This is a genomic window from Bradyrhizobium sp. DOA9, from assembly GCF_000617845.2.
Classification (GTDB): Bacteria; Pseudomonadota; Alphaproteobacteria; order Rhizobiales; family Xanthobacteraceae; genus Bradyrhizobium.
Window position 1 is genome coordinate 3,644,619 of the sequence record NZ_DF820425.1, and the last position, 24,334, is coordinate 3,668,952.

The 24,334-nt window shown below is 65.6% G+C and carries 18 protein-coding genes; 8 read left to right on the forward strand and 10 right to left on the reverse strand.

Going from position 1 to position 24,334, the window contains the following annotated elements; genetic code table 11:
* Positions 1 to 139: 139 nt before the first annotated feature.
* From BDOA9_RS16935 to BDOA9_RS16965, 7 genes are all read left to right on the forward strand, one after another.
* Positions 140 to 1,372 (forward strand): branched-chain amino acid ABC transporter substrate-binding protein, encoded by a 1,233-nt coding sequence (locus tag BDOA9_RS16935; RefSeq protein WP_025035143.1) that lies wholly within the window; start codon positions 140 to 142, stop codon positions 1,370 to 1,372.
* Positions 1,373 to 1,487: 115 nt separating this feature from the next.
* A complete protein-coding gene (locus tag BDOA9_RS16940) occupies positions 1,488 to 2,435 on the forward strand; it encodes a branched-chain amino acid ABC transporter permease (RefSeq protein ID WP_025035144.1) in 948 nt (315 codons plus the stop codon).
* Positions 2,432 to 3,730: a branched-chain amino acid ABC transporter permease gene (locus BDOA9_RS16945; RefSeq protein ID WP_025035145.1), complete on the forward strand. Its 1,299-nt coding sequence runs from the start codon at positions 2,432 to 2,434 to the stop codon at positions 3,728 to 3,730. The genes BDOA9_RS16940 and BDOA9_RS16945 overlap by 4 nt, the downstream gene beginning before the upstream one ends.
* Positions 3,727 to 4,476 carry an ABC transporter ATP-binding protein gene (locus tag BDOA9_RS16950; RefSeq protein ID WP_025035146.1) on the forward strand — a complete coding sequence of 250 codons (750 nt, stop codon included), beginning with the start codon at positions 3,727 to 3,729 and terminating at the stop codon, positions 4,474 to 4,476. The genes BDOA9_RS16945 and BDOA9_RS16950 overlap by 4 nt, the downstream gene beginning before the upstream one ends.
* On the forward strand, positions 4,476 to 5,171 hold the full coding sequence (locus BDOA9_RS16955; protein WP_025035147.1) for an ABC transporter ATP-binding protein: 696 nt from the start codon (positions 4,476 to 4,478) through the stop codon (positions 5,169 to 5,171). Before BDOA9_RS16950 ends, BDOA9_RS16955 begins: the two co-directional genes overlap by 1 nt.
* Positions 5,172 to 5,537: 366 nt before the next feature.
* Complete coding sequence (locus BDOA9_RS16960; RefSeq protein ID WP_025035148.1) at positions 5,538 to 6,998, forward strand: sensor histidine kinase; 1,461 nt, start codon at positions 5,538 to 5,540, stop codon at positions 6,996 to 6,998.
* Positions 6,995 to 9,982 (forward strand): bifunctional [glutamine synthetase] adenylyltransferase/[glutamine synthetase]-adenylyl-L-tyrosine phosphorylase, encoded by a 2,988-nt coding sequence (locus BDOA9_RS16965; protein ID WP_025035149.1) that lies wholly within the window; start codon positions 6,995 to 6,997, stop codon positions 9,980 to 9,982. Before BDOA9_RS16960 ends, BDOA9_RS16965 begins: the two co-directional genes overlap by 4 nt.
* Here the strand turns inward: BDOA9_RS16965 and BDOA9_RS16970 are convergent.
* Genes BDOA9_RS16970 through BDOA9_RS16990 form a run of 5 tightly spaced genes read right to left on the reverse strand, consistent with a single transcriptional unit; the run spans position 9,939 to position 15,907 of the window.
* Complete coding sequence (locus tag BDOA9_RS16970) at positions 9,939 to 10,172, reverse strand: formate dehydrogenase subunit delta (protein ID WP_025035150.1); 234 nt, start codon at positions 10,170 to 10,172, stop codon at positions 9,939 to 9,941. The two genes, BDOA9_RS16965 and BDOA9_RS16970, sit on opposite strands and share 44 nt — an antisense overlap.
* Entirely contained in the window at positions 10,162 to 10,989 is an 828-nt protein-coding gene (gene fdhD, locus BDOA9_RS16975) for a formate dehydrogenase accessory sulfurtransferase FdhD (RefSeq protein WP_025035151.1), read from the reverse strand. Before fdhD ends, BDOA9_RS16970 begins: the two co-directional genes overlap by 11 nt.
* 4 nt (positions 10,990 to 10,993) lie before the next feature.
* Positions 10,994 to 13,867 (reverse strand): formate dehydrogenase subunit alpha, encoded by a 2,874-nt coding sequence (gene fdhF, locus BDOA9_RS16980; RefSeq protein ID WP_025035152.1) that lies wholly within the window; start codon positions 13,865 to 13,867, stop codon positions 10,994 to 10,996.
* A 10-nt stretch (positions 13,868 to 13,877) separates the two neighbouring features.
* Complete coding sequence (locus BDOA9_RS16985) at positions 13,878 to 15,434, reverse strand: formate dehydrogenase beta subunit (RefSeq protein ID WP_025035153.1); 1,557 nt, start codon at positions 15,432 to 15,434, stop codon at positions 13,878 to 13,880.
* Positions 15,431 to 15,907, reverse strand: a complete 477-nt coding sequence (locus tag BDOA9_RS16990) for a formate dehydrogenase subunit gamma (RefSeq protein WP_025035154.1) — start codon at positions 15,905 to 15,907, stop codon at positions 15,431 to 15,433. The genes BDOA9_RS16985 and BDOA9_RS16990 overlap by 4 nt, the downstream gene beginning before the upstream one ends.
* A gap of 225 nt (positions 15,908 to 16,132) precedes the next feature.
* Between BDOA9_RS16990 and BDOA9_RS16995 the strand changes: the two genes are divergently transcribed.
* Positions 16,133 to 17,026, forward strand: coding sequence for a LysR family transcriptional regulator (locus tag BDOA9_RS16995; RefSeq protein ID WP_025035155.1), 894 nt, complete (start codon positions 16,133 to 16,135; stop codon positions 17,024 to 17,026).
* A 220-nt stretch (positions 17,027 to 17,246) separates the two neighbouring features.
* Here the strand turns inward: BDOA9_RS16995 and BDOA9_RS17000 are convergent, their stop codons facing one another.
* From BDOA9_RS17000 to BDOA9_RS17020, 5 genes are all read right to left on the reverse strand, one after another.
* Positions 17,247 to 19,574, reverse strand: a complete 2,328-nt coding sequence (locus BDOA9_RS17000; RefSeq protein ID WP_025035156.1) for a PAS domain-containing sensor histidine kinase — start codon at positions 19,572 to 19,574, stop codon at positions 17,247 to 17,249.
* Between the two features lie 226 nt (positions 19,575 to 19,800).
* A complete protein-coding gene (locus BDOA9_RS17005) occupies positions 19,801 to 21,174 on the reverse strand; it encodes a cation-efflux pump (RefSeq protein ID WP_025035157.1) in 1,374 nt (457 codons plus the stop codon).
* 140 nt (positions 21,175 to 21,314) lie between these two features.
* The gene (locus BDOA9_RS17010) at positions 21,315 to 22,283 is read right to left on the reverse strand and encodes a zinc-binding dehydrogenase (protein WP_025035158.1); all 969 of its coding nucleotides are present in this window, start codon (positions 22,281 to 22,283) and stop codon (positions 21,315 to 21,317) included.
* A 25-nt stretch (positions 22,284 to 22,308) separates the two neighbouring features.
* Positions 22,309 to 23,304 carry an NAD(P)H-dependent flavin oxidoreductase gene (locus BDOA9_RS17015; protein WP_025035159.1) on the reverse strand — a complete coding sequence of 332 codons (996 nt, stop codon included), beginning with the start codon at positions 23,302 to 23,304 and terminating at the stop codon, positions 22,309 to 22,311.
* A 306-nt stretch (positions 23,305 to 23,610) separates the two neighbouring features.
* A complete protein-coding gene (locus BDOA9_RS17020; RefSeq protein ID WP_025035160.1) occupies positions 23,611 to 24,285 on the reverse strand; it encodes a hypothetical protein in 675 nt (224 codons plus the stop codon).
* Between the last annotated feature and the right edge of the window lie 49 nt (positions 24,286 to 24,334).

Genomic DNA, 24,334 nt, shown 5'->3' on the forward strand with positions numbered 1-24,334 from the left:
CATGTTGAGGCCACAATTATTTCTTGCACCAAAACTTTACACAGTATTCAATATTGGAGTAGCGAAGAACGGCGCGACCGGCGTTGTCAGTCAGCTTCGATCGCCAAGTAACAAGAACATGCAAAGGGAGAAGGCCAGGATGCACAAGCTCGCAATTGCTGCGGCGGCAGCGCTGACGATGCTCGGAGGAGCGGCATTCGCGCAGGAAACCATCAAGTTCGGCTACATCGATCCGCTGTCCGGCGGCGGCGCCAGCATCGGTGAAGGCGGCTTGAAGACGTTCCAGTATCTGGCTGACGAGATCAACGCCAAGGGCGGTATATTGGGCCGCAAGATCGAGATCCTGCCTCTCGACAACAAGACCAACCCGCAGGAAAGCCTGGTGCAGGCGCAGAAGGCCATCGACGCCGGCGCCCGCTTCATCACGCAAGGCAACGGCTCGTCGGTCGCCGCAGCGCTGTCCGACTTCGTCACCAAGAACAACACGCGCAATCCCGGCAAGGAAGTGCTCTACTTCAACTATGCCGCCGTCGATCCGAGCCTGACCAACGAAAAGTGCAGCTTCTGGCATTTCCGCTGGGATGCCAGCTCCGACATCAAGATGGAAGCGCTCACCAGCTATATGAAAGACGTCGCCGCGATCAAGAAGGTGTACCTGATCAACCAGGACTACTCCTTCGGCCAGTCGGTGCGCGCCGACGCGCGCAAGATGCTGGGCGCCAAGCGGCCCGACATCCAGATCGTCGGCGACGAACTGCATCCGCTGCTGAAGATCACCGACTTCTCGCCTTACATCGCCAAGATCAAGGCTTCGGGCGCCGATAGCGTCGTCACCGGCAACTGGGGCCAGGACATCGCACTGCTGCTCAAAGCCGCTGCGGACGCCGGCCTGAAGGTCAATTGGTACACCTACTATGCCGGCGGCGCTGGCGGTCCGACCGCGATCAAGCAGACCGGTCTCGACCATCAGGTGTTCCAGATCACCGAGGGCTTTGCCAATTCCGGCCACCAGCCCGCGATGGACTTCGAAAAGGCTTTCCGCGCCAAGGTCAATATGTCGCTGTGGTATCCGCGTGCGGTCAACGAGATGCGCATGTTCAAGGCTGCGGCCGAGAAGGCCAACTCGCTCGACCCCGTGAAGGTCGCAGCAGCGCTCGAGGACCTCAAGTTCGAGGTGCTGGATGGTGGAGAGGGCGTCATGCGCAAGGACGATCACCAGTTCTTCCAGCCGATCTACATCTCCTCCTTCGGCAAGCTCGCGGCGAACGAGCCGTTCGACGAGGAAGGCACCGGCTGGGGATGGCATCTGGTGTCCAAGATCGACACCTCCAAGACGATGGTTCCCACGACCTGCAAGATGACCCGGCCGTAAGCCGAACCAGCTTCGCCTTCCCGCTGGCCGGCAGCGGCTTGCGGGAAGGCCGCTGTTTGGGTGCGACCGACGAGTTTGCCGAGGCTTTTCCGTCCCGGCCAGAGGTACGAAGACTGTGCTTGAACTGATCGTTATATCGACGCTGAACGGCCTGCTGTTCGGCATGCTGCTGTTCCTGCTGTCGAGCGGCCTGACCGTCATCTTCAGCATGATGGGCGTGCTCAACTTCGCCCATGCCAGCTTCTACATGCTCGGCGCCTTCTTCGGCTTTCAGCTCACCAAATGGGTTGGCTTCTGGCCGGCGCTGCTGCTGGCACCGTTGCTGGTCGGCGCGATCGGCATGGCGGTCGAGCGCTACGGCCTGCGCAATACGCACAAGCACGGCCATGTGGCGGAGCTGCTCCTGACCTTCGGTCTTGCGTTCGCGATCGAAGAAATCGTGGCGATGATGTGGGGCAGGAGCCCCGTCGACTACCGCGTGCCGGCGCTGCTCGACTTTCCGGCCTTCACCATCTTCTCGACCAACTATCCCGCCTACAAGATCTTCATGCTGGCGGTTTCGATCCTGATCTTCATCGTGCTGCTGACGGTGCTCAAGCGCACGCGGGTCGGCCTGATCGTTCAGGCCGCGCTGACGCATCCCCACATGGTCGGGCATCTCGGTCACAATGTCGGTCGCATCTTCATGCTGGTGTTCGGCGTCGGCAGTGCGCTGGCGGGCATTGCCGGCGTGATCGCAGGTCCGGCGCTGGTGACGCAGTCCGACATGGCCGCGGCGCTGGGACCCATCCTGTTCGTGGTCATCGTGTTCGGCGGCCTCGGCTCCTTGCCGGGCGCCTTCATCGCCTCGCTGGTGATCGGCCTGATACAGACCTTCGCGGTGGCGCTGAACGGTTCGCTGGCGAGCGCGTTCGGTCCGCTCGATCCGTCGGCGGGCCCCTCGGTGCTCACCGACATCTGGAACGTCACCATCGCCCAGGTGGCGCCGATCGTGCCCTACCTGCTGCTGGTGATCATCCTGATCGTACGCCCCATGGGCCTGATGGGGACGCGCGAGACATGAGCGCCAAGACCATATCGACATCGACGATCGCAGAGAGGTCGGTCGGCGACGGCCTGCGCTTCTACGGCATATGGCTGGCCGGCATCGCCGTGCTGATCGTGTTGCCGCTGATCTTCTCCTCCGGCGGCTCGCTGACGTCCTTCAGCCTGATCGGCATCGCGATCGTGTTCGCGCTGTCCTACAACATCCTGCTCGGCCAGACCGGCCTGTTGTCGTTCGGCCATGCGGTGCATTACGGCCTCGGCGGCTTCGCAGCGTGCCACATGATGAATGCGGTGGTCTCGCACGGCTGGCCGATCCCGTTGCCGTTCATCCCGCTGTTCGGCGGGCTCGGCGGCCTCGCTTTTGCGATCATCATCGGCTGGGTGATGACCAAGCGGGCCGGCACCGTGTTCTCGATGATCTCGCTCGGCATTGCCGAGCTGGTGGCGTCCTCCTCGCTGATCCTGCGTTCGGTGTTCGGCGGCGAATCCGGGATATCGACCGACCGAACGGCCTTGCCGAAGATCCTCGGCTTGAGCTTCGGCCCGCAGCTCCAGGTCTATTATCTCATCGCGTTCTGGCTGGTCATCTCCGCCATCGCGATGTATGCGCTGACGCGGACCCCGCTGGGGCGGATCAGCAATGCGGTGCGGGACAACCCCGAGCGCGTCCAGTTCATCGGCTATGATCCGCACGTGGTTCGCTACATCGCCTTCTGTTTTGCCGGCTTCTTCGCCGGCGTGGCGGGAGGGCTGGCCGCGATCAACTTCGAGATCGCCAACGCCGCCTATCTCGGCGCGATCCAATCCGGCCTCGTGCTGTTCTCGACCTTCATTGGTGGCGTCGCCTTTTTCTTCGGCCCCATCCTGGGTGCGATCCTCGTGACCTATCTCCAGCTCGGGCTGACCAGCGTCACCGGCGTGTGGCAGCTCTATTTCGGCATCATCTTCATCGGCATCGTGATGCTGTCCCCGGGTGGCATCGCCGGGCTCATCATGATGCACCGGCCGCTGGTTCGCGCCAAAACTCTGCCGACGGTGATTCCTTCCTATCTGCTCGCGGCGGTGCCGACCTTGGCGTTGGCTTGCGGCGTGATCCTGACGATCGAATCGATCGCGCGCACGCATAGCGGCCAGGGCAGTCCGATCAACCTGTTCGGCGTGGCCTTCAGCCCTGCCTCGCCGGTGACGTGGGCGAGTGCGGCGATCCTCGTCGCCGGCGGCTTCTTCGTCGCGCGCCTGAGCTGGCGGCGCGTCGGCGAGGCATGGGACCGCGCGGCGACCGTCGCGCGCGACCGGGGGTATCTGGCATGACGGCAGCGATCGAAGTCCGCGCTGTCGAAAAGCGCTTTGGCAATGTCGACATCATCCGCGATCTCAATCTCAGCGTCGCGCAAGGTGAGCGTCACGCCATCATCGGTCCGAACGGGGCCGGCAAGTCGACGACGTTCAATCTCATCAGCGGCCATATCAAGCCGACCTTGGGCGAGGTGAGGCTGAACGGCGATGTGATCTCCGGCCTCAGGCCGTTCGAGATCAACCGGCGCGGCCTGTCGCGGTCGTTCCAGGTCACCAACGTATTCGCGCGCATGTCGGTCTGGGAGAATGTCCGCTGCGCCGTGCTGTGGGCGACGGGGCACCGTTACGCCTTCTGGAAGAACGTCGACAGCCTGCCTGAGGTGCGCGAGCGCACGGCGCAGATCCTCGACGACATCCATCTGACGCATCGGCGCGATGTTCCGGCCGGGTTGCTGACCTACGCCGAGCAGCGCGAGCTCGAGATCGGCATCACCATCGCCGGCGGCGCGACCGTGGTGATGCTGGACGAGCCGACGGCGGGCATGAGCCACGCCGAGACCGACCGCGCGGTGTCGCTGATCCGGCGGCTGACCGAGGGCAAGACCCTGGTCATCGTCGAGCACGACATGAGCGTCGTGTTTGGCCTCGCCGACCGCATTTCCGTGCTGGTCTACGGCCACATCATCGCATCCGGCACGCCGGAGGAGATCAGGCGCGACCCGAAAGTCAAGGAAGCCTATCTCGGCGAGGAGGCGCACTGATGCTCGAGGTCAGGGACCTGCACGCTTATTACGGCAAGAGCCACATTCTCCAGGGCGTCGATCTCGACGTCGCCGCGGGCGAGGTCGTCAGCCTGCTCGGCCGCAACGGCGTCGGACGTTCGACCACGGTGAAGGCGATCATGGGCGAGGTGGCGCCGCAAGGCACGATCCGCTTCAAAGGCAAGGACATCGCGGGGCTGCCGAGCTACCGGATCGCGCGCCTCGGTCTCGGCTATGTGCCGGAGCATCGCGACATCTTTCCGGGTCTGACGGTCCGCCAGAACCTGCTCCTCGGCATCAAGGACACGCGGCGTCCCGGCAAATGGCAGCTTCAGGACATGCTCGACATGTTTCCGAATCTGGCCGCGCGGGCGGATACGGCTGCAGGGGTGCTGTCGGGCGGCGAGAAGCAGATGCTCACGACGTGTCGGACCCTGATGGGCGATCCCGATCTCATCATGATCGACGAGCCGACCGAAGGTCTGGCGCCGTTGATCGTGCAACAGGTCGGCGATCTCATCGCCCGCATTGCGCAGGCCGGCGTCGCGATTTTGCTCGTCGAGCAGAAGCTGTCGATTGCGATGAAGATTTCCAACCGCGTCTACGTCATGGGCCACGGTCGTGTGGTCTTCGAAGGTACGCCCGAACAACTGAGATCAAACAGCGACGTTCGTGCGCAATGGCTGGAAGTGTGAGGGAAGCCGGCGGATTTGACGGCAATGCGCGCGATGCTGCCGACTAGGACGTCCGCCTGTAACGGCTGATGTTCCTCGGCGCGGTCGGGACGGAAGGCCCACAGCCGATCACTGCTCCCGCAGGCTCCGCCCGGCGTCCGCATGGCCCGAGCTTGCGGGGATTTAACTTGGTTCCATTCGAGCGCCCCTTTAACGTTCCGCGTCCGCTTATCACGTGTCGTCACGGATGCCCTTTGCGTTGCTCGTTCCACAAGGGACCCGCGCGCAGGCGTGACAATCGATAGGCTATGCTGTTGTAAAACAAGCGAAATATCTGGATGTCCATGCCTGATGGCAGGCGCGTTGTTGAAACTGGATACATGATTCGTGACGGCATTCGGTAAACTCGTCCGCACCACCGCGTTCCGGCTGACGCTGGTCTATCTGCTGCTGTTCGCGATGTTCGCGGCCTCGCTGCTGGCCTATTTCGCCTGGAACACGCGGCGGCTGATCACCGAGGAGATCACGCAGACGGTCAATGCCGAGACCTCGGAGATCAACGAGATCTACGGCCGCGGCGGCATGGTTCGCCTGGTGCGCACGATCGAGTACCGCGCACTGCGGCCGGGCGCCAACCTCTACCTCGTGACCACGCCGACGGGCCAGGCGATCGCCGGCAATGTCGGCTCGCTGGCGCCGGGCGTATTGGCGACGCGCGGCTGGTCGGAGACGGCCTACCGGCGGATCGAGGACACCGACGACCGCGATCATCGGGCGCTGGTTCGTGTCACCGAATTGGAGAACGGCTTCCGGCTTCTGATCGGCCGCGACTTGGCCGAGCGGCGGCGCCTGTTCGGCATCGTCGCCAAGGCGGCGCAATTTTCGGTCCTGATCGTCGTCGTGCTCGGCCTCGGCGGCGGCATCTTCGTCGCGCGGCGGGTGCTGAGGCGCATCGACGCGATGACCGGCACGGCGCAGCGCATCATGACCGGCGATCTCAGCGAGCGCCTGCCGGTGGGGCGCAGCGGCGACGAGATCGATCGTCTCGCCGAGAACCTCAACGCCATGCTCGAGCGCATCGAGGCGCTGATGGCGGGGCTGAAGGAGGTTTCCGACAACATCGCCCACGACCTCAAGACGCCGCTGACGCGGCTGCGCAATCGCGCCGAGGAGGCACTGGCGAGATCGGGCGGCGAGGCGGATTATCGCGCGGCGCTGGAGCGGACCATCGAGGAATCCGACGGGCTGATCCGGACCTTCAACGCGCTGCTGATGATCGCGCGTGCGGAATCCGGCCAAGCGCGCGGCAACATGGACGACTTCGACGCCGCGGAGGTCGCCGAGGGCATCCACGAGCTCTACGAGCCACTCGCCGAGGACGACGGCATGACCCTGAAGGTCAAGTGCGAGCCAACGCCGGTCCATGCCAATCGCGAGCTGATCAGCCAGGCGCTCGCCAATCTTGTCGAGAACGCGATCAAATACGGCAAGCCTGCGGCACAGGCCGCGGGAACCGTGGTCAGCATGGACGCGAGGCAAATCATGATCGAGGCGAGGCGCGACGGCGACCAGGTGCTGCTCAGCGTCACCGATCGCGGCCCGGGGATCCCCGAAGCGGACCGCAAGCACGTCATCGAGCGATTCGTGCGGCTGGAGGCCAGCCGCACGCTGCCGGGCTCGGGCCTCGGGCTCAGCCTCGCCTCGGCGGTTGCGACGTTGCACGGCGGCGAATTGCGCTTGGGCGATGCCCATCCCGGCCTCGTTGCCACGCTCGTGCTGCCGGCGCGCGCGGGCGCCGGCGACAGGGTTGCTCCGCCAATGGCGGATGTGCCACAGAAGGTGGCATGAACCACTCCGCGCCGGGAAACGCGGACAAGCATGGTGAGAGGCTGGCCGCACGGTTCGCGGAAGCTCCCCATATTGCCGCTTCCACAACCGACGAACGCCGTTTCGAAAGCTGGCTGGCCGAGCTCGAGCCGGCACAATCGGCCCGTATCGAGACGCTCCTGGGTCATCCCTTCGTCCGGGACATCCTGACCGGGATCGCGGAATTTTCGCCCTATCTGTTCGAGCTGGTGCGCGCCGATGCCCTGCGGCTGATCCGGCTGCTCGAATGCGATCCGGATGTGCATCTGGCGACGCTGGTTGCGGAGGCGCACAGTACGGTGCTCGCGGCCCCGGACGAGGCCGAGGTGATGCGGCTGCTGCGCCGCATGAAGGCGGAGGCTGCGCTCCTGATCGCGCTGTGCGACATCGGCGGTGTCTGGCCGGTGATGCGGGTGACGGCGGCGCTGACCGATGTCGCGGTGTCCTCGGTGCAGGCGGCGCTGCAATATCTGCTGCGGCAGGAAGCCGCACGCGGCAAGCTCTCGCCGCCCAATCCCGAGGCAGCCGAAGAGGGCTGCGGCCTGATCGTGCTCGCGATGGGCAAGATGGGCGCGGGCGAGCTGAACTATTCCAGCGACATCGATCTCATCGTGTTCTTCGATCCCGATGCGACGACCCTCGCGCCCGATATCGAACCGCAGCCGTTCTTCGTCCGCGTGACCCAAGGCATGGCGCGCATCCTGCAGCAGCGCACCTATGACGGTTACGTCTTCCGCGTCGATCTGCGGCTACGGCCCGATCCGTCCTCGACGCAGGTGGCGATCTCCAGGGATGCCGCGCTGAACTATTACGAGCGGGAAGGGCGCACCTGGGAGCGCGCCGCGATGATCAAGGCGCGCGCCTGTGCCGGCGATGCCAAGGCGGGCGAGGCGCTGCTCGCCGAGATCGCGCCGTTCGTCTGGCGCAAGCATCTCGACTTCGCCGCACTCGCCGACGTGCACGACATGAAGCGGCAGATGCAGACCTATCGCGGCCAGAGCGAGATCGCGGTGGAGGGCCACAACGTCAAGGTCGGCCGCGGCGGCATCCGCGAGATCGAGTTTTTCGCGCAGACGCAGCAGCTGATTGCGGGCGGCCGCCATCCGGAATTGCGGGTGCGGCCGACCCTGAAGGCGCTCGACGTGCTCGCCGCCAGCAACTGGATCACCGCGGCGGCGCGCGACGAGCTGACCACTGCCTACGAATTCCTGCGCCGGGTCGAGCATCGCCTGCAGATGATCGCCGACGAGCAGACCCACACGCTGCCTGAGGACAAGCAGGCGGTCGAGCGCTTCGCGTGGTTCTTCGGCTATCGGAATCGCGAGGCCTTTGCACGCGATCTCTTGCACCAGCTCCAGATCGTCCAGGGTCACTACGAAAAACTGTTCGAGGGCGATGATCCCACCGGCACGGCCAAGCTGCCGGCGCTCGACTATGGTGCGGGCCCCGACGATCCGCGCCTGCTGCAGCACCTGGTGACGCTCGGCTTCAAGAAGCCCGCCGCGGTCGCGCAGACGGTGCGCGACTGGATCACCGGCGACTACCGGGTCTTCCGCAATGAGGCGACGCGAAGCGCCTTCGTCGAGTTCGTGCCGGCCTTGATCGACGGCCTTGCCCATGCTGAGGAGCCGGATCGCGCCGTCGTTTCGTTCGATCATTTCCTCGGCGCGCTGCAGCGCGGCGGCCGGCTGATCACGCTGCTCGGCCAGAACCGCGACCTCGTCGCGCTGGTGGCGCTGGTGCTGGGAGCAGCGCCGCGTCTCGGCGACATGCTGGCGCGGCAGCCCCAGCTCATGGACGGCCTGATCGATCCGCGCTTCTTCGGCGCCATGCCCGACAGGCAGGAATTGTCCGGGCGGCTTGCGACCACCGTGCAGGACGCCGGCTCATACGAGGAGTTCCTCGATCGCCTGCGCCTGTTCGGGCAGGAGAGCCTGTTCCTGATCGGCACGCGCATTCTCTCCGGCACCGTTTCGGCGCAGCAGGCGTGCACGGCCTTTGCCGACGTCGCCGAAGGTATCGTCCACACCGTGCATGGCCTCGTCGCCGATCGCTTCGCCGCCCAGCACGGCCGGATCAAGGGGCAGGAGACCGCGATCGTCGCGATGGGCCGGCTCGGCAGCCGCGAGATGACGGCCTCGTCCGATCTCGACCTGATCCTGCTCTACGATTTCGACGGCGACCATCCGGACTCCGACGGCGTGAAATCGCTTCACGGCGCACATTATTTTGCCCGTTTCACCCAGCGCCTGATCAGCGCCTTCACGACGCGCACCAATTACGGCGTGCTGTACGAGATCGACATGCGGCTGCGGCCCTCGGGACGCGCAGGTCCTGTGGCCTCGAGCCTCACCTCGTTCGCGGACTACCAGGCGAGCGAGGCCTGGACCTGGGAGCATATGGCGCTGACGCGCGCCCGCGTCGTCTCGGCTTCGCCCGAATTCCGGGAACGGATCGAGCGCGTCATCCGCGATGTCCTGACCCGCCGCCGTGACCCCGCCATCACCGCCAACGACGTCGCCGACATGCGGCGCGCGATCGCGCAGGAGAAGGGCGAGTCCGATTGCTGGGATCTCAAGCATGCCGCCGGCGGCATGGTCGATATCGATTTCATCGCGCAATATCTCCAGCTCGTGCACGCGCACGACAAGCCCGAGATTCTCGACGTCAGCACCATGCAGGTGCTGGAGAATGCCTGCAGGATCGGCGTGCTCGCACAATCGGAGACGGAGATCTTGCGGGCCGCGGCGCGGCTCTATCACGATTTGACGCAGATCCTGCGCCTCTGCGTCAGCGAGCGCTTCAAGCCCGAAACCGCCGGCACCGACCTGCAGCGCGTGATGGCGCGCGCCGGCGACGCGCCGGACTTCTCCTCCCTGGAGGCGCGGGTGAAGGAGACGCAGAGCGAGGTGCGGCGCGTGTTCAGGGCGCTGCTGGAAGGGTCGTCGTCTGCTTCAACGCGGTAATAGCCTCGCGCACGTCAGGCTCCAGGCCGGCACCGCCCGCATCGAGATGGGCGAAGATCGCGCGCTTCATGCGGGGATCCCAGAACTTCTTGATGTGCTCGGCAACGCCCGGCACGGCCTTGTCATGGCCTTGGCTGGCAAAGAACTTGCCGATCTGGTTGGCCATGTAGACGAGGCGGTCAGGCGACATCGGCAACCTCCCTGGCATGGCGCGCGACGATCCGGCCGCCATGTGAAAAAACTTCGAACCCGTCCTGCCGGGCGATCGCGATCAGCGTGATGCCGGCGGCCTCCGCCATGCGCACCGCGAGCGCGGTCGGCGCGGATACGGCAACCATCATCGGCGCGCCGATCGCGGCGGTCTTCTGCACCATCTCCACCGAGACGCGGCTCGTCAGCAGCACCATGCCGCCGCGCGGCTCGGTGCGGCTGCGCGCCAGGGCGCCGGCGAGCTTGTCGAGCGCGTTGTGGCGGCCGACATCCTCGCGCAGCGCGACGATGCCGCCTGCGGGGGACCAGAACGCGGCTGCGTGAACGGCGCGGGTTTGCATGTTGATCGATTGCAGGGGCGCGATCGCCTGCATCGCCGCCATGACCTGCTCGGGCGTGAAGGTCTGCCCGTCCGGGACGATCGCCGCGGGCCGCACCGCTTCGGCAATGGACTCGACGCCGCAGATGCCGCAGCCGGTGGGACCGGCGATGTGGCGGCGGCGCTGGTTGATGCGCGCGGCATCCGCCGATGCGAGCCACATGCGCAGCTCGATGCCGTCGTCGAGGCGGATCATTTCGAGCGACTTGATGTCGTCGACCGACTTGACGATGCCTTCGCTCACGCTGAAGCCGACCGCGAAATCCTCCAGGTTCTGCGGCGTCCCCATCATGACGGCATAGGTTCCGCCATTATAGGTGAGCGCCAGCGGCGTCTCCTCCGGGACGAGCCGCACGCCCTCCGACGCGACACCGCCGCGCCAGGTTTCTCGGTCGATGGCCTGGACTGGCACATGCATGAGGTTACTCCGCGGCTTCGGCCGGCACGATGCGGCGGGACTGGCGCGCCTGCGCATCATAGGCCTTCTGCCAGTCGGACGGGCCGTTCGAGGGCGAGACCTGCACCGCGGTGACCTTGTATTCGGGGCAGTTGGTTGCCCAGTCCGAATAATCGGTCGTGATGACGTTGGCCTGCGTGTCCGGATGGTGGAAGGTGGTGTAGACGACGCCGGGTGCGACGCGGTCGGTGATCTCTGCGCGCAGCGTGGTCTCGCCGGCGCGGCTCTTCAGCCGCACCCAGTCGCCGTCGCGCACGCCGCGCTGCTCGGCATCGTGCGGGTGGATCTCGAGGCGGTCCTCGGCATGCCAGACCACGTTGTCGGTGCGCCGCGTCTGCGCGCCGACATTGTACTGGCTGAGGATGCGGCCCGTGGTGAGCAGCAGGGGATAGCGGGGGCCGGTACGCTCGTCGGTCGCGACATATTCGGTGACGACGAACTTGCCCTTGCCGCGGACGAAGCCGTCGATATGCATCACCGGCGTGCCCTCGGGCGCCTTCTCGTTGCAGGGCCACTGCACCGAGCCGAGCTCATCCAGCTTGGCATAGGAGACGCCGGCGAAGGTCGGCGTCAACGCCGCGATCTCGTCCATGATCTCGGAAGGGTGGCAGTAGTTCATCTCGAAGCCCATCGCCTTGGCAAGGCCGATGGTGACCTCCCAATCGGCCAGGCCGTTCTTCGGCGTCATCACCTTGCGGACGCGCTGGATGCGGCGCTCGGCGTTGGTGAAGGTGCCGTCCTTCTCGAGGAAGCTCGAGCCGGGCAGGAAGACGTGGGCGTAGTTCGCGGTCTCGTTCAGGAAGAGGTCGTGAACGATGACGCATTCCATCGCGGACAATGCAGCCACCACGTGCTTGGTGTTGGGATCGGACTGCAGGATGTCCTCGCCCTGTACATAGATCCCCATGAACGTGCCTTCGACCGCGGCATCGAACATGTTGGGGATGCGCAGGCCGGGCTCGGGGTTGAGCTTGACGTTCCACAGCGCCTCGAACTGATTGCGCACGGCGTCGCCCGAGACGTGGCGGTAGCCGGGCAGCTCGTGCGGGAACGAGCCCATGTCGCAGGAGCCTTGAACGTTATTTTGGCCGCGCAGCGGGTTCACGCCGACGCCGCGACGGCCGATATTGCCTGTAACCATCGCAAGGTTGGCAATCGCGATCACGGTGGTCGAGCCCTGGCTGTGCTCGGTGACGCCGAGGCCGTAATAGATCGCGCCGTTGCCGCCGGTGGCGTAGGTGCGGGCGGCCTCGCGCAGCAGCTTCGGATCGACGCCGGTGAGGATCGCAGTGGCTTCGGGGCTGTGCTTCGCTTGTGCGACGAAGGCCGCCCATTCCTCGAACTCGCTCCAGTCGCAGCGCTCGCGCACGAAGGCTTCGTTGACGAGCCCTTCGGTGACGATGACATGCGCCAGCGCGGTCATCACCGCGACATTGGTGCCGGGCATCAGGGGCAGGTGCAGCGCCTTCACATGCGGCGATTCCACCATCTCGGTGCGGCGCGGATCGATCACGATCAGTTTTGCACCTTGCCGCAGGCGCTTCTTCAAGCGGGAGGCGAACACCGGGTGGGCGGAGGCCGGGTTGGCGCCGATGACGACCACGACATCGGTGTCCTCGACCGAGTCGAAATCCTGCGTGCCGGCGGAGGTGCCGAAGGTGGTGGCAAGGCCATAGCCGGTCGGCGAGTGGCAGACGCGGGCGCAGGTGTCGACATTGTTGTTGCCGAAGCCGGCGCGGATCAGCTTCTGCACCAGATAGGTCTCCTCGTTGGTGCAGCGGGAGGAGGTGATGCCGCCGATGGCATCGCGGCCGTATGTCTTCTGGATGCCGCGCATCCTGGCGGCGGCAAAGGAAAACGCTTCATCCCAGGATACTTCCTTCCAGGGGTCCTCGATCCGCTCGCGGATCATCGGCTTGAGGATGCGTTCCTTGTGATTGGTGTAGCCCCAGGCGAAGCGGCCCTTGACGCAGGAATGGCCGCGATTGGCCTTGCCGTCCTTGTACGGCACCATGCGCACCACTTCCTCGCCGCGCATCTCGGCCTTGAAGGCGCAGCCGACACCGCAATAGGCGCAGGTGGTGACGACCGAATGCTCGGGCTTGCCGATCTCGATCACAGACTTTTCGGTCAGCGTCGCGGTCGGGCAGGCCTGCACGCAGGCGCCGCAGGAGACACATTCGGAGCCGAGTAAGCTCTCGCTCATGCCGGGCGAAACGCGGCTGTCGAAGCCGCGGCCGGAGATGGTCAGCGCGAAGGTGCCTTGCACTTCCTCGCAGGCGCGGACGCAGCGCGAGCAGACGATGCACTTGGAGGGATCGTAGGTGAAGTACGGGTTGGACTCGTCCTTCGGCATCCAGTGGTCGTTGCTGCAACCGTTCGTCTCGGCAAAGACGTGGTTCTCGCCCTCATAGCCGTAACGCACGTCGCGCAGGCCGACGGCGCCGGCCATGTCCTGCAATTCGCAATCGCCATTGGCACCGCAGGTGAGGCAGTCGAGCGGATGGTCGGAGATGTAGAGCTCCATAACGCCCTTGCGCAGCTTCTTCAGCCGCTCGCTCTGGGTGTGCACGACGAGACCGTTCATCACAGGCGTGGTGCAGGAGGCCGGCGTGCCGGCGCGGCCCTCGATCTCGACGAGGCAGAGCCGGCAGGAGCCGAATGCATCGACCATGTCGGTGGCGCAGAGTTTTGGGATTTGATGACCCGCGTCCATTGCGGCGCGCATGATCGAAGTACCCTCGGGCACCGTGACCGTGTTGCCGTCGATGGTCAGCGTGACCATTGTTTCCGATTTGGAAGCCGGCGTGCCGTAGTCGATTTCTTCGATCAGAGACATCGTCGTTCTCCTATTCCGCGGCCTGAAGCGTGGTCGGCGCCGGGACAAAATCCTCCCGGAAGTGCTTCAATGCGCTCAACACCGGGTAGGGCGTGAAGCCGCCGAGTGCGCAGAGCGAGCCGAACTTCATGGTGTTGCAGAGGTCCTCGACCAGCGCGAGATTTTCGTGGACGCGCTCGCCCCTGATGACCTTCTCGATGGTCTCGACCCCGCGTGTCGAGCCGATCCGGCACGGCGTGCACTTGCCGCAGGATTCCACCGCGCAGAACTCCATCGCGAAGCGCGCCTGCCTGCGCATGTCGACGCTGTCGTCGAACACGACGATGCCGCCATGGCCGATCAGGCCGTCGCGTGCGGCAAAGGCCTCGTAGTCGAACGGCGTGTCGAACAGGGCACGGGGGAAATAGGCCCCCAGGGGCCCGCCGACCTGCACCGCGCGGACTGGCCGGCCGGTGAAGGTGCCGCCGCCAATGTCGTCGACGAGCTCGCCGAGCGTCACGCCGAATGCCGTCTCGTAAAGTCCGCCGTGGCGGATGTTGCCGGCGAGCTGGATCGGCATCGTGCCGCGCGAGCGGCCCATGCCGAAATCGGCATAGGCCTTGGCGCCTTCGCCGAGGATGAAGGGGATCGCGGCGAACGACAGCACGTTGTTGATCACGGTCGGCTTGCCGAACAGGCCGTGATGCGCCGGCAGCGGCGGCTTGGCGCGCACGATGCCGCGGCGGCCTTCGAGGCTTTCCAGCAGCGAGGTCTCCTCGCCGCAGACATAGGCGCCGGCGCCGACGCGGACTTCGAGATCGAAGGTTTGCTTGGAGCCGCCGATGTTGGTGCCGAGACAGCCACCGCGCTTCGCAGCCTGAATGGCAGCGTTCATGGCTTCCACGGCGTGCGGATATTCGCTGCGGATGTAGATATAGCCCTTGGTCGCGCCGACGGTGAGGCCGGCGATGGTCATGCCCTCGATCACCAGGAAGGGATCGCCTTCCATGATCATGCGGTCGGCAAAGGTGCCGCTGTCGCCCTCGTCGGCGTTGCAGACGATGAACTTGCGATCGGCCTTGGCCTGCGCCACCGTCTTCCACTTGATGCCGGTCGGAAAGCCCGCGCCGCCACGGCCGCGCAGGCCGGACGCCGTGACTTCGTTCAGGACCGCATCAGGTCCGAGCGAGAGTGCGCGCTCAAAACCCTTGTAGCCGCCATGGGCGCGGTAGTCGTCGAGCGAGCGCGGATCGATCACGCCGCAGCGGGCGAAGGTGAGGCGGGTCTGGCGCTTCAGCCAGGGGATCTCGTCGGTGGCCCCTAACCGCAGGAGATGCGGCGCGTTGCCGGCGAGCGCATCGAGCAGCGAGGGCACGTCGGCCGCGGTGACGGGGCCGAAGGCGATGCGTCCCTGCGGCGTTGCGACCTCGACCAGCGGCTCCAGCCAGTATAGGCCGCGCGAGCCGGTCCTGACGATCTCGATGGCGACGCCGCGCTTGGCGGCGGCCTGCTCCAGCGCCAGCGCGACGTCGTCGGCGCCGACGGCGACCGCGCCGGCATCGCGTGAGACGTAGACACGCATGCTCATCGCTGTGCCTCCGCAACCAGCGCATCGAGGCGCTTCTGGTCGAGCCGGCCGATCAGGCGGCCGTCGAGCATGGCGGATGGCGCGGTCGCGCACAGGCCGAGGCAGTAGATCGGTTCCAGCGTGACGCGATTGTCGGCCGTGGTGTTGCCGATCGAGACGCCGAGCGTTGCCTCGGCCCGCGCAGCCAGCGCATCGCCGCCCGCCGCCTGGCAAGCTTCGGCACGGCACAGCTTCAGCACATGGCGGCCGGCGGGCTTGTGGCGGAAATCATGATAGAAGGTGAACACGCCATGGACTTCGGCTCGCGACAGATTGAGCGCTTTCGCCACCATGGGAATCGCCGCCTCCGGCACGTAGCCGAACGCCTCCTGCAGCGCGTGCAGGATGACCAACGTCGCGCCCTCCTGGTTGGCGTGTTCGGCGATGATCTCGGCGCCGCGCGTCTCGTTCCAAGGCTCAAAAAGTGCTGTCATTCGTCGTTCTCAACCAGAGCGTTTCCTTCGCTGCAAACTAGTTGGAATCATTCGCGGATCAATAAAGCTGTCCCGTGCTGCGATTGCGGATTTCAATCGATTTCCAACCGCAATGGATCGATATGGATTGGCAATGAAAGTTGGATCGGCTGCCGGTTTTTACGTGTTGGTACAGGCCCGGTGTGCTACCTTGCATGCCACGTTGGAAATCGAGGGGACGACCGGTTGATCGACAAGCTTGAACTCTTGCTGGCGCTGGCGAAGGAGCGGCATTTCGGCCGCGCGGCCGAGGTCTGCGGCGTCACGCAACCGACGATGTCGACCGGGCTCAAGCAGCTCGAGGAAATTCTCGGCGTGATGCTGGTCCAGCGCGGCTCGCGCTTTCAGGGATTTACCCCCGAAGGCGAACGTGCGCTCGATTGGGCGCGGCGGATCGTCGGCGATGCCCGCGCCATGCGCGACGAGATCAACGGGCTGAAGCATCAGCTCTCCGGCGAGATCCGTATCGCGGCGATCCCGACCGTACTCGGCATGGTCGCCGCGCTGACGACGCCGTTCCGTGCCAGGCATCCTGAGGTGCGCTTCCGCATCCAGTCCACCACCTCGTCCGAGGTGCTCGGGCTACTCGAAAATCTCGAGGTCGATGCGGGGCTGACCTATATCGAGAACGAGCCGATCGGCAAGGTGCGCACCATTCCGCTCTACAACGAGAGCTATCGCCTGCTCACGGCGCCGGATGCGATGTTCGGCGATCGCGAGACGGTGACCTGGACCGAGGTCGGGCAGGTGCCGCTGTGCCTCTTGACGCCCGACATGCAGAACCGCCGCATCATCGACCGCGCGCTGCGCTCGGTCGGCGCGGAGGCGACGCCGACCCTGACGTCGAACTCGCTGCTGGTGCTGTTCACGCACGTCAAGACGGGACGCTGGGCCAGCGTGATGCCCGCCAAGCTCGCCGAGACACTCGGCCTGTCCGACACCGTGCGGTCGATTCCGATCGTCGATCCCGAGGTCAATTACAGCATCGGCATGGTGATCCCGCAGCGCGATCCCATGACGCCGCTGATCGCGGCGCTGGTCAACGTCGCGCGCGAAGTCGCGCCGACGCTGCAATCTTAAAGCAGATTGTGTTTTGGTTGAACGATGCGAACCGAGAGCTCGGATCACCTCTCCCGTAGGGAGAGGTCGGATCGCATCGAAGATGCGGTCCGGGTGAGGGGTTCTGGTCTCACTGGGTGCCGCGGCCCCTCACCCGGATTGCTACGCAATCCGACCTCTCCCCGTCGGGGAGAGGTGATCCCGGACGCAAATCGGACCTGACTTCATCGTGCTCAAGGCTCTACGCCGCCGCCGATATCCCGGCCGCCTTGACGGCGTCGCGCGGCAGGGTCACGCGCACGACGGTGCCGACGTCGATCTTCGAGCGCAGGCGCATCGAGCCGCCGTGGAGCTGCGCCAACGAGCGGGCGATGGCAAGGCCGAGGCCCGAGCCGTGATAGGTCTTGGTGAGCTGGCTCTCGACCTGCTCGAAGGGACGCCCGAGCCGCGCCAGCGAATGCGGCGCGATGCCGATGCCGGTGTCGGCGATCATCAGCACGATCCTGTCGTCGAGCTGGCGGCTGCGCACCACGATGCGTCCGCCGTCCGGCGTGAACTTCACGGCGTTGGAGAGCAGGTTGACGATGATCTGCTTGGTGGCGCGGCGGTCGGCGACGACCGAGATCGATTTTGCGATGTCGGCATCCAGCGTCAGGTGCTTGTCCTGCGCACGGCCGCTGACGACCCGCAAGGATTCCGCCAGCGTCTGCGCAAGGTCGAGCTCTTCCATGTCGAGCTTCATGCGGCCGGCCTCGATCTTGGACATGTCGAGGATGTCGTTGATGACCTCGAGCAGATAATGGCCGCTGGTCAGGATGTCCTGGCAATATTCCTGGTACTTCTCGCTGCCGAGCTCGCCGAACATGCCCGAGCCCATGATCTCGGAGAAGCCGATGATGGCATTGAGCGGCGTGCGCAGCTCGTGGCTCATATTGGCGAGGAATTTCGACTTGGTCTGGTTGGCTTCCTCGGCGCGGGTCTTCTCGCGCTGGTACTTCTCGGCGAGGTCGGCGAGCTCGACCGCCTGGCGCTCCAGCGCGGCCTGCGAGCGCTTGAGGTCGATGACGGTGGCGCGCAGGCGCAGATCGTTGTCGACCAGCTTCTGCTCGTGCTCCTTGATGCGGGTGATGTCGGTGCCGACCGAGACGTAGCCGCCGTCCTTGGTGCGGCGCTCGCTGATGTGAAGCCAGCTGCCGTCGTCGAGCTGCGCCTCGAAGGTGCGCGCGCCAGGGCCTTGGGCCGCGGTCTCGTTGTGGCGGGTGCGTACCTCCGGCATGCGGCCGACCTCCAGCACGGTCTCGTAGGAGGTGCCGGGGATGACGGCGGTGTCGGGCAGCTTGTGCAGGCGCTGGAAGTGCGAGTTGCAGAGCACCAGGCGGTCGCTCGCGTCCCACAGCACGAAGGCCTCCGGAATGGTCTCGATGGCGTCGCGCAGGCGGAGGTCGGCTTCCACCGTCTTCTCGGCGAGGCTCTTCTGCTCGGTGATGTCGACCGCGATCCCGATCAGGTGCACGCTGGAATCGGTCGCTCCGCGGACCTTCTCGCAGCGGACGCGGAGCCAGATCCAGTGGCCGTCGACATGCTGCATGCGGAAGGTCTGGTCGATGTGGTCGATCTTCTCGGAGATGAGCTGGTCGGCGATCGCGAACAGGTCGATGTCGTCGGACTTCACCAGCGCGTTGACCTCGCCGAAGGTGAGGAGCTCGTGACGGCCGTCGAGGCCGAGCATCGAGAACATCGACTGCGACCAGAAGATCCGGCCGCGCGACAGGTCCCAGTCCCACAGCCCGCAGCGGCCGCGGTTGAGCGCGGTGTCGATGCGGCCGCGCACGGCGTCGTTGATGAGGTCGCCTTCGCGGGCACGGGTGGACTGCCAGTGGAAGGCGAAGCCGAGGATCAGGACGACGAAGCCGGTCGTCGCCGACAGCGTCACCGAGAGCGCGGCGTCCGAGCCCCAGATCGGCTCGTTGCGCTCCTGGATCACGGTGACGAAGCCGGGCAACGACTTGATTTGCCGCGAGGTCGCCATCGCCGTGTTGCCGCTCGGCAGCGTCATGTCGGCGATGTTGCCGTCACGCGGCGGCGCCGCGATCAGTTGCGCGGTCGTGATCGCATCGAGCAGTCGGTCGTTGCCCGAGGAGTCGCTGTCGGCCGGGATGCGGGCGAGGATGCGGCGGTCGATGCCGGCGGAGGTGACGATGACGTGGCGGCCGGAAGCCGTGGCCCAGGACGGAATGAGATCGGGCAGCAGCGTCGGCAGGCTCTCGATGGTCTTGATCCGCTCCTGCCGAACCGAGGTGAGGCGGTCGATGCGCTCGGCGAGCAGGTCGGCGAGCGCCGAAATGTCGTGGCGGATCACCAGCCGCCTCTGGCGCGTCTGATCGACCACCTGCACGAACGCGCCGAGGCAGATCGTGATCAGGAACGCGATGATGAGTGTCGGTACGGCGCGACGAAGCGCCGGCTCCGCGATCAGGAGCCGATGATAGGCAGGTTTCGCGATCGATTGCGCCAATCCCTTGATCGAATCGGATTGGACGCACGCGTTCGCGGCGTCTGCACGCGACATGCCTTCGGCCCCCTGAAAACCAGCTTGCAACTGAAGCCCGGAAGCAGCCCCACGTTGCTTCCGAATCACACCGATTTGAATCCAGTTTTCGCGGGCTGTCGAGAGTCAACGAATCGTTAACGCGAAATTATTCTTATCCAACATGCAGTTTAGGCATCGCGCGTCCGCAAACGCACGGGTGCACCGAGTCCGAAACGAGAACGTGTGACTCGCCGCGCATTCTTCGTCACGCCCGCGGCGGCTCGGCGTGGCTGATGACCCGCTTCACGCTCGGGAACGCGTGTCGCAGCGCGCGCTCGATCGCATCGACATGCTCGTGCACCTTGATCACGCTCATCGACGGTGCCGCGCGGCAGTGGAAGTTGACGATCTCGCCGGCGTCGGTGTTGCGGACCCGCACGTTGTGGATGTCGTGGATCTCGCCTTCGCCGGCGAACTCGGCCAGTGCGGCGGCGATGGTCTGCACCCTCTCGGGCGCGGCATCGACGCCGAACGGCAGTTCCGGTTCCAACGGCTCGATGTGAACGTCGACCTCGACGTCCTCGCCGAACTCCTCCTGGATGTTGCGCTCCAGCGTGTTGGCGACGTCGTGGGCGGCTTCGAGCTGCATGTCGGCGTCGACCTCGAGGTCGATGCTGACGATCAGCTTGCCGCCGAGATCGTGCACCGTGACGTGATGGACCGCGAGGGCGGAATTGCGCGCGATCACCATGATGCGGTCGCGCACGGTTTCGTTGTCGCGCGCGACCGGGACGGGGGTAAAGGAAAGGTCGGCATCCCCGAATGCCTGGTCGACGGCGGCATGCGCCCTGCGCTTGATCTCCTCGACACGGTCGATCGGATAGGTCCGCGGCACCTTCGCGATGGTGTCGATGAAGGTGGTCGCTCCCACCATGCGCACGCGCAGCCGCTCGACGTCGATCACCCCGGGCACGCTGCGGATCGCAGCCGTGGCCTTCTCCTGGGCGCCCTCCGGCGCCCGGTCGACCAAGGTCTGTACCGTCGAGCCCGCCATGCGCAGGCCGAGAGCCGCGATCATCACGGCAACCGCTGCGGCGGCCGCGGCGTCGCCCCACCAGAAGCCGAGCCCAGCCAGGATCAGGCCCACGATCACGGCGCAGGAGCCCATCACGTCGGAGGCGAAATGCAGCGCATCCGCCGCCAGCGCCTGGCTCCTCGTCTCCCGCGCGGCGCGGTGCAGGGCGCGGGCGCGCCAGAGATTGACGGCGATATCGATCACCAGCACCACGAAGGGCACGGCCGAAATCGTCGGCGGCGGGGTTCCCTCGCTCAAGCGGCTATAGGCCTCGACCAGGATGCCGCCGGCGAGCACGTAGAGCAGGGCGGTGACGCCGAGCGCGGAGACGCTTTCCAGCTTGCCGTGGCCGTAATGGTGCTCCTCGTCCGCCGGCTTGTCGGACACCCGCACCACCGCCCAGGTGATGATGGTCGCGATCAGGTCGATCGCGGAATGCAGGGCTTCCGAGATCAGCGCCAGCGAGCCGATCGCGATCCCGACCGCGAACTTGGCCGCCGCCATGCCGCCGCTGGCGAAGATCGAGATGGCCGCGACCGAGGTTTTGTCATGCTGGGAGGTCATGTCGGGGGATTTAGCAGCCCACGGCGGGACATCAAGCGATGATCCACAGGATGTAGTCGCGAGTGAGTTGCAGGAGCGATGGCAATTTCTCCGTCATGCCGGGACAAGCCCGGCCATGACGAGTGGAGGGAGCCGTGCCCCTACAGCGTCACCACGATCTTTCCCAAATGCTTGTTCGCCTCCATGTGCGCGAACGCCTGGTCGATGTCGTCGAACGCGAACACCTTGTCGATCGGCAGTTGCAGCTTTCGCGATTCCACCGCGCCCCAGATGTCCCTGCGCACCTCCGCGAAGATCTCGCGGACCTCCTCGATGGTGCGGGTGCGGAAGGTGACGCCGACATAGTCGATCCGGCGCGCGGCGTGCAGGTCGAAATTGAAGTCGGCGTGGGTGCCGCCGAGCCGGCCGACATTGACGATGCGGCCCTTCACCCTGGTCGCTGCGAGGTTCTGGCTCGCGACCTTGCCCGAGACCTGGTCGACGACGAGGTCGACGCCTTCGCCATTGGTGGCCTTCAGCACCTCGTCGACCCATTTCGGATCGGATGAGTCGACCGCGAGGTCGGCGCCATACGCCTTGAGCCGGCTGCGGCGATACGCGTCGGTCGACGAGCCGACCACCAGCTTCGCGCCCTTGAGCCGGGCGATCTGCATCGCCATCAGCCCGACGCCGGAGCTCGCGCCCTGGACCAGCACGCTTTGTCCTGCCTGCACACCGCCAACGGTGACGACGGCGTTGTGCATGGTCGCGAGCGCGACGGGGAGGGTGGCGGCCTCCTCGAAGTTCATGTTCGAGGGCGCGCGGAACAGCCGGCCGTGATCGGCCAGCGTATATTCGGCAAACGCCGCACCGCCCGATCCCATGATGCGGTCGCCGACCTTCACGCCCTTCGCGTCGGGCCCGAGCTCGGCGACCTCGCCGGCCCATTCCATGCCGAGCACGGTGCCGACGCCGCCGGCTGCGCCATGGGCGTGGCCCTTGCGCATGCCGGTGTCGGCGCGGTTGAGGCCGCAGGCGCGGACGCGAACCAGCACCTGCGTGCCCTTCGGTTTCGGTTGAGCGACGTCGGAAATCCTCGCGCCTTCAGGGCCGTAGACGTAGGCTTTCATGCAATACTCTCACCTGTTGCAGTGATTATTCCGCGGCTTCGCGCTGCGGCTGAACGATCATGCCTTCCAGCCGGCTGCGAATGATCGCCTCCGCCTCGCGCACGATCCGGGAGACGAGCTCGGCGCAGCTCGGGATGTCCTGGATCAGGCCCTGCACCTGGCCGGCCGACCAGATGCCCTCGTCGGAATTGCCGGTGGCATAGACCATCTTGCCGCGGGCACCGGCAACCAGCTCGCGGATGTCCTCGAACTTGGCGCCTTCCTTCTCCATCGCGACCACCTTGGTCGAGACGGCGTTCTTGGCCACGCGCGAGGTATTGCGCATGGTGCGGAAGATCAGCTCGGTCTCGCGCTCGTCATTGGCGACGATCTTCTCCTTGATGGACTGGTGGATCGGGCTCTCCCTGGTGGCCATGAAGCGGGTGCCCATGTTGATGCCCTCGGCTCCCAGCGCCAGCGCCGCGACGAGACCGCGGGCGTCGGCGAAACCGCCGGAGGCGATCATCGGGATCTTGATCTTGTTGGCGGCGGCCGGAATCAGGATCAGGCCGGGCGTGTCGTCCTCGCCGGGGTGGCCGGCGCATTCGAAGCCGTCGATCGAGATGGCGTCGACGCCCATGCGTTCGGCCGAGAGCGCGTGGCGGACGCTGGTGCATTTGTGCACGACCTTGACGCCGTGCTTTTTGAATTCGTCGACATGCTCCTGCGGCTTGTTGCCGGCGGTCTCGACCACCGTGACGCCGCTCTCGATGATCGCGGCGCGGTATTCGGCATAGGGCGGCGGCTTGATCGCCGGCAGGATGGTGAGGTTGACGCCGAACGGCTTGTCGGTGAGGTCGCGGCAGCGCGCGATCTCCTTGGTCAGGTCCTCCGGCGTCGGCTGGGTCAGCGCCGTGATGAAGCCGAGCGCGCCGGCATTGGCGACCGCGGCGACCAGCTCGGCGCGTCCGACCCATTGCATGCCGCCCTGGACGATCGGGTGCTGGACGCCGACGAGCTTGGTGAATCGTGTCTGCAACATGATCTGTTTCCCCCCGCGCACCGCCTGGCGCTGTGTTATCCATTGACTGGCGGGGAGGATGCCGCTGGGGGTGGCAAAAGTCTATTGCGCCGCCGGGCGGGGCGACCATGCGGAGACGTCGGGGATTCCGCGCGGCGGATAATTGGGCTCTTTCTCCCGTCATTCTGAGGTGCGCGCTCAGGGTGACAGTCGTAGATTGGTGCTCGCTGCTTCAACCCGTCATTGCGAGCGCAGCGAAGCAATCCAGACCGTCTGCGCGGCGGGATTCTGGATTGCTTCGCTGCGCTCGCAATGACGGTAGCCTTGCTACTTCGCCGACAGCCGCACCATCTGGCGCCCGCCGTTGATTTCCTTGAGGCTGTTGACGAAGTTCTCGGGGCGCTGCCAGCGATGGGGCACCTTCAATCCCATGAACTCGGCGATGTCGCCGATGAAGCCGGTGCAGTTCATGGTCTCGGCATTCCAGACGGGAGAGCTGGCCTGCAATTCCTTGATGTAGGCGAACACGCGCTTGGCGTCGGCCTCGTTCAGGTAGACCCGATAGCTCGCCGTCAGATATTCCGGATCGAGATCGCCGTAGCTGGCGCCGGTCTCGGCTGGCACGAAGGTGATGTGACCGAGCACGTAAGCGAGCGTGTCGCCGGCCGGCGTCAGGCCCGCCACTTCGACCGCCTTCTCGCTGGTCTTGCCGTACCAGACGAAGGCATGGCCCCAGCTTGCGGCCGTGCGGGCGCGGAAGTCGACATAGTAGGGGCCTTTCTCCGCACGCGCGACGGAGCGCCGCGTCGATTGCGGCTGCGGCCGCGCGGCGACGTCGGTCGTGGCAAGCGCATTCGCATCGGCAACGCGCCTGTCGGCCTGCTTGTCGGTCTGCTTGTCGGTCTCATGGGCCGAGGCCGAGGGCGTCGTGCACGAGAGCATGGCCGCAAGAGCGAAGCCCGCGAGGATGCAGGATCCCGATCGACCAGCCTTGTTCGTCACGCTATTTCCCCCTCGACCATAAGCCGCAAATGTCTCGCGCGGACTTCGC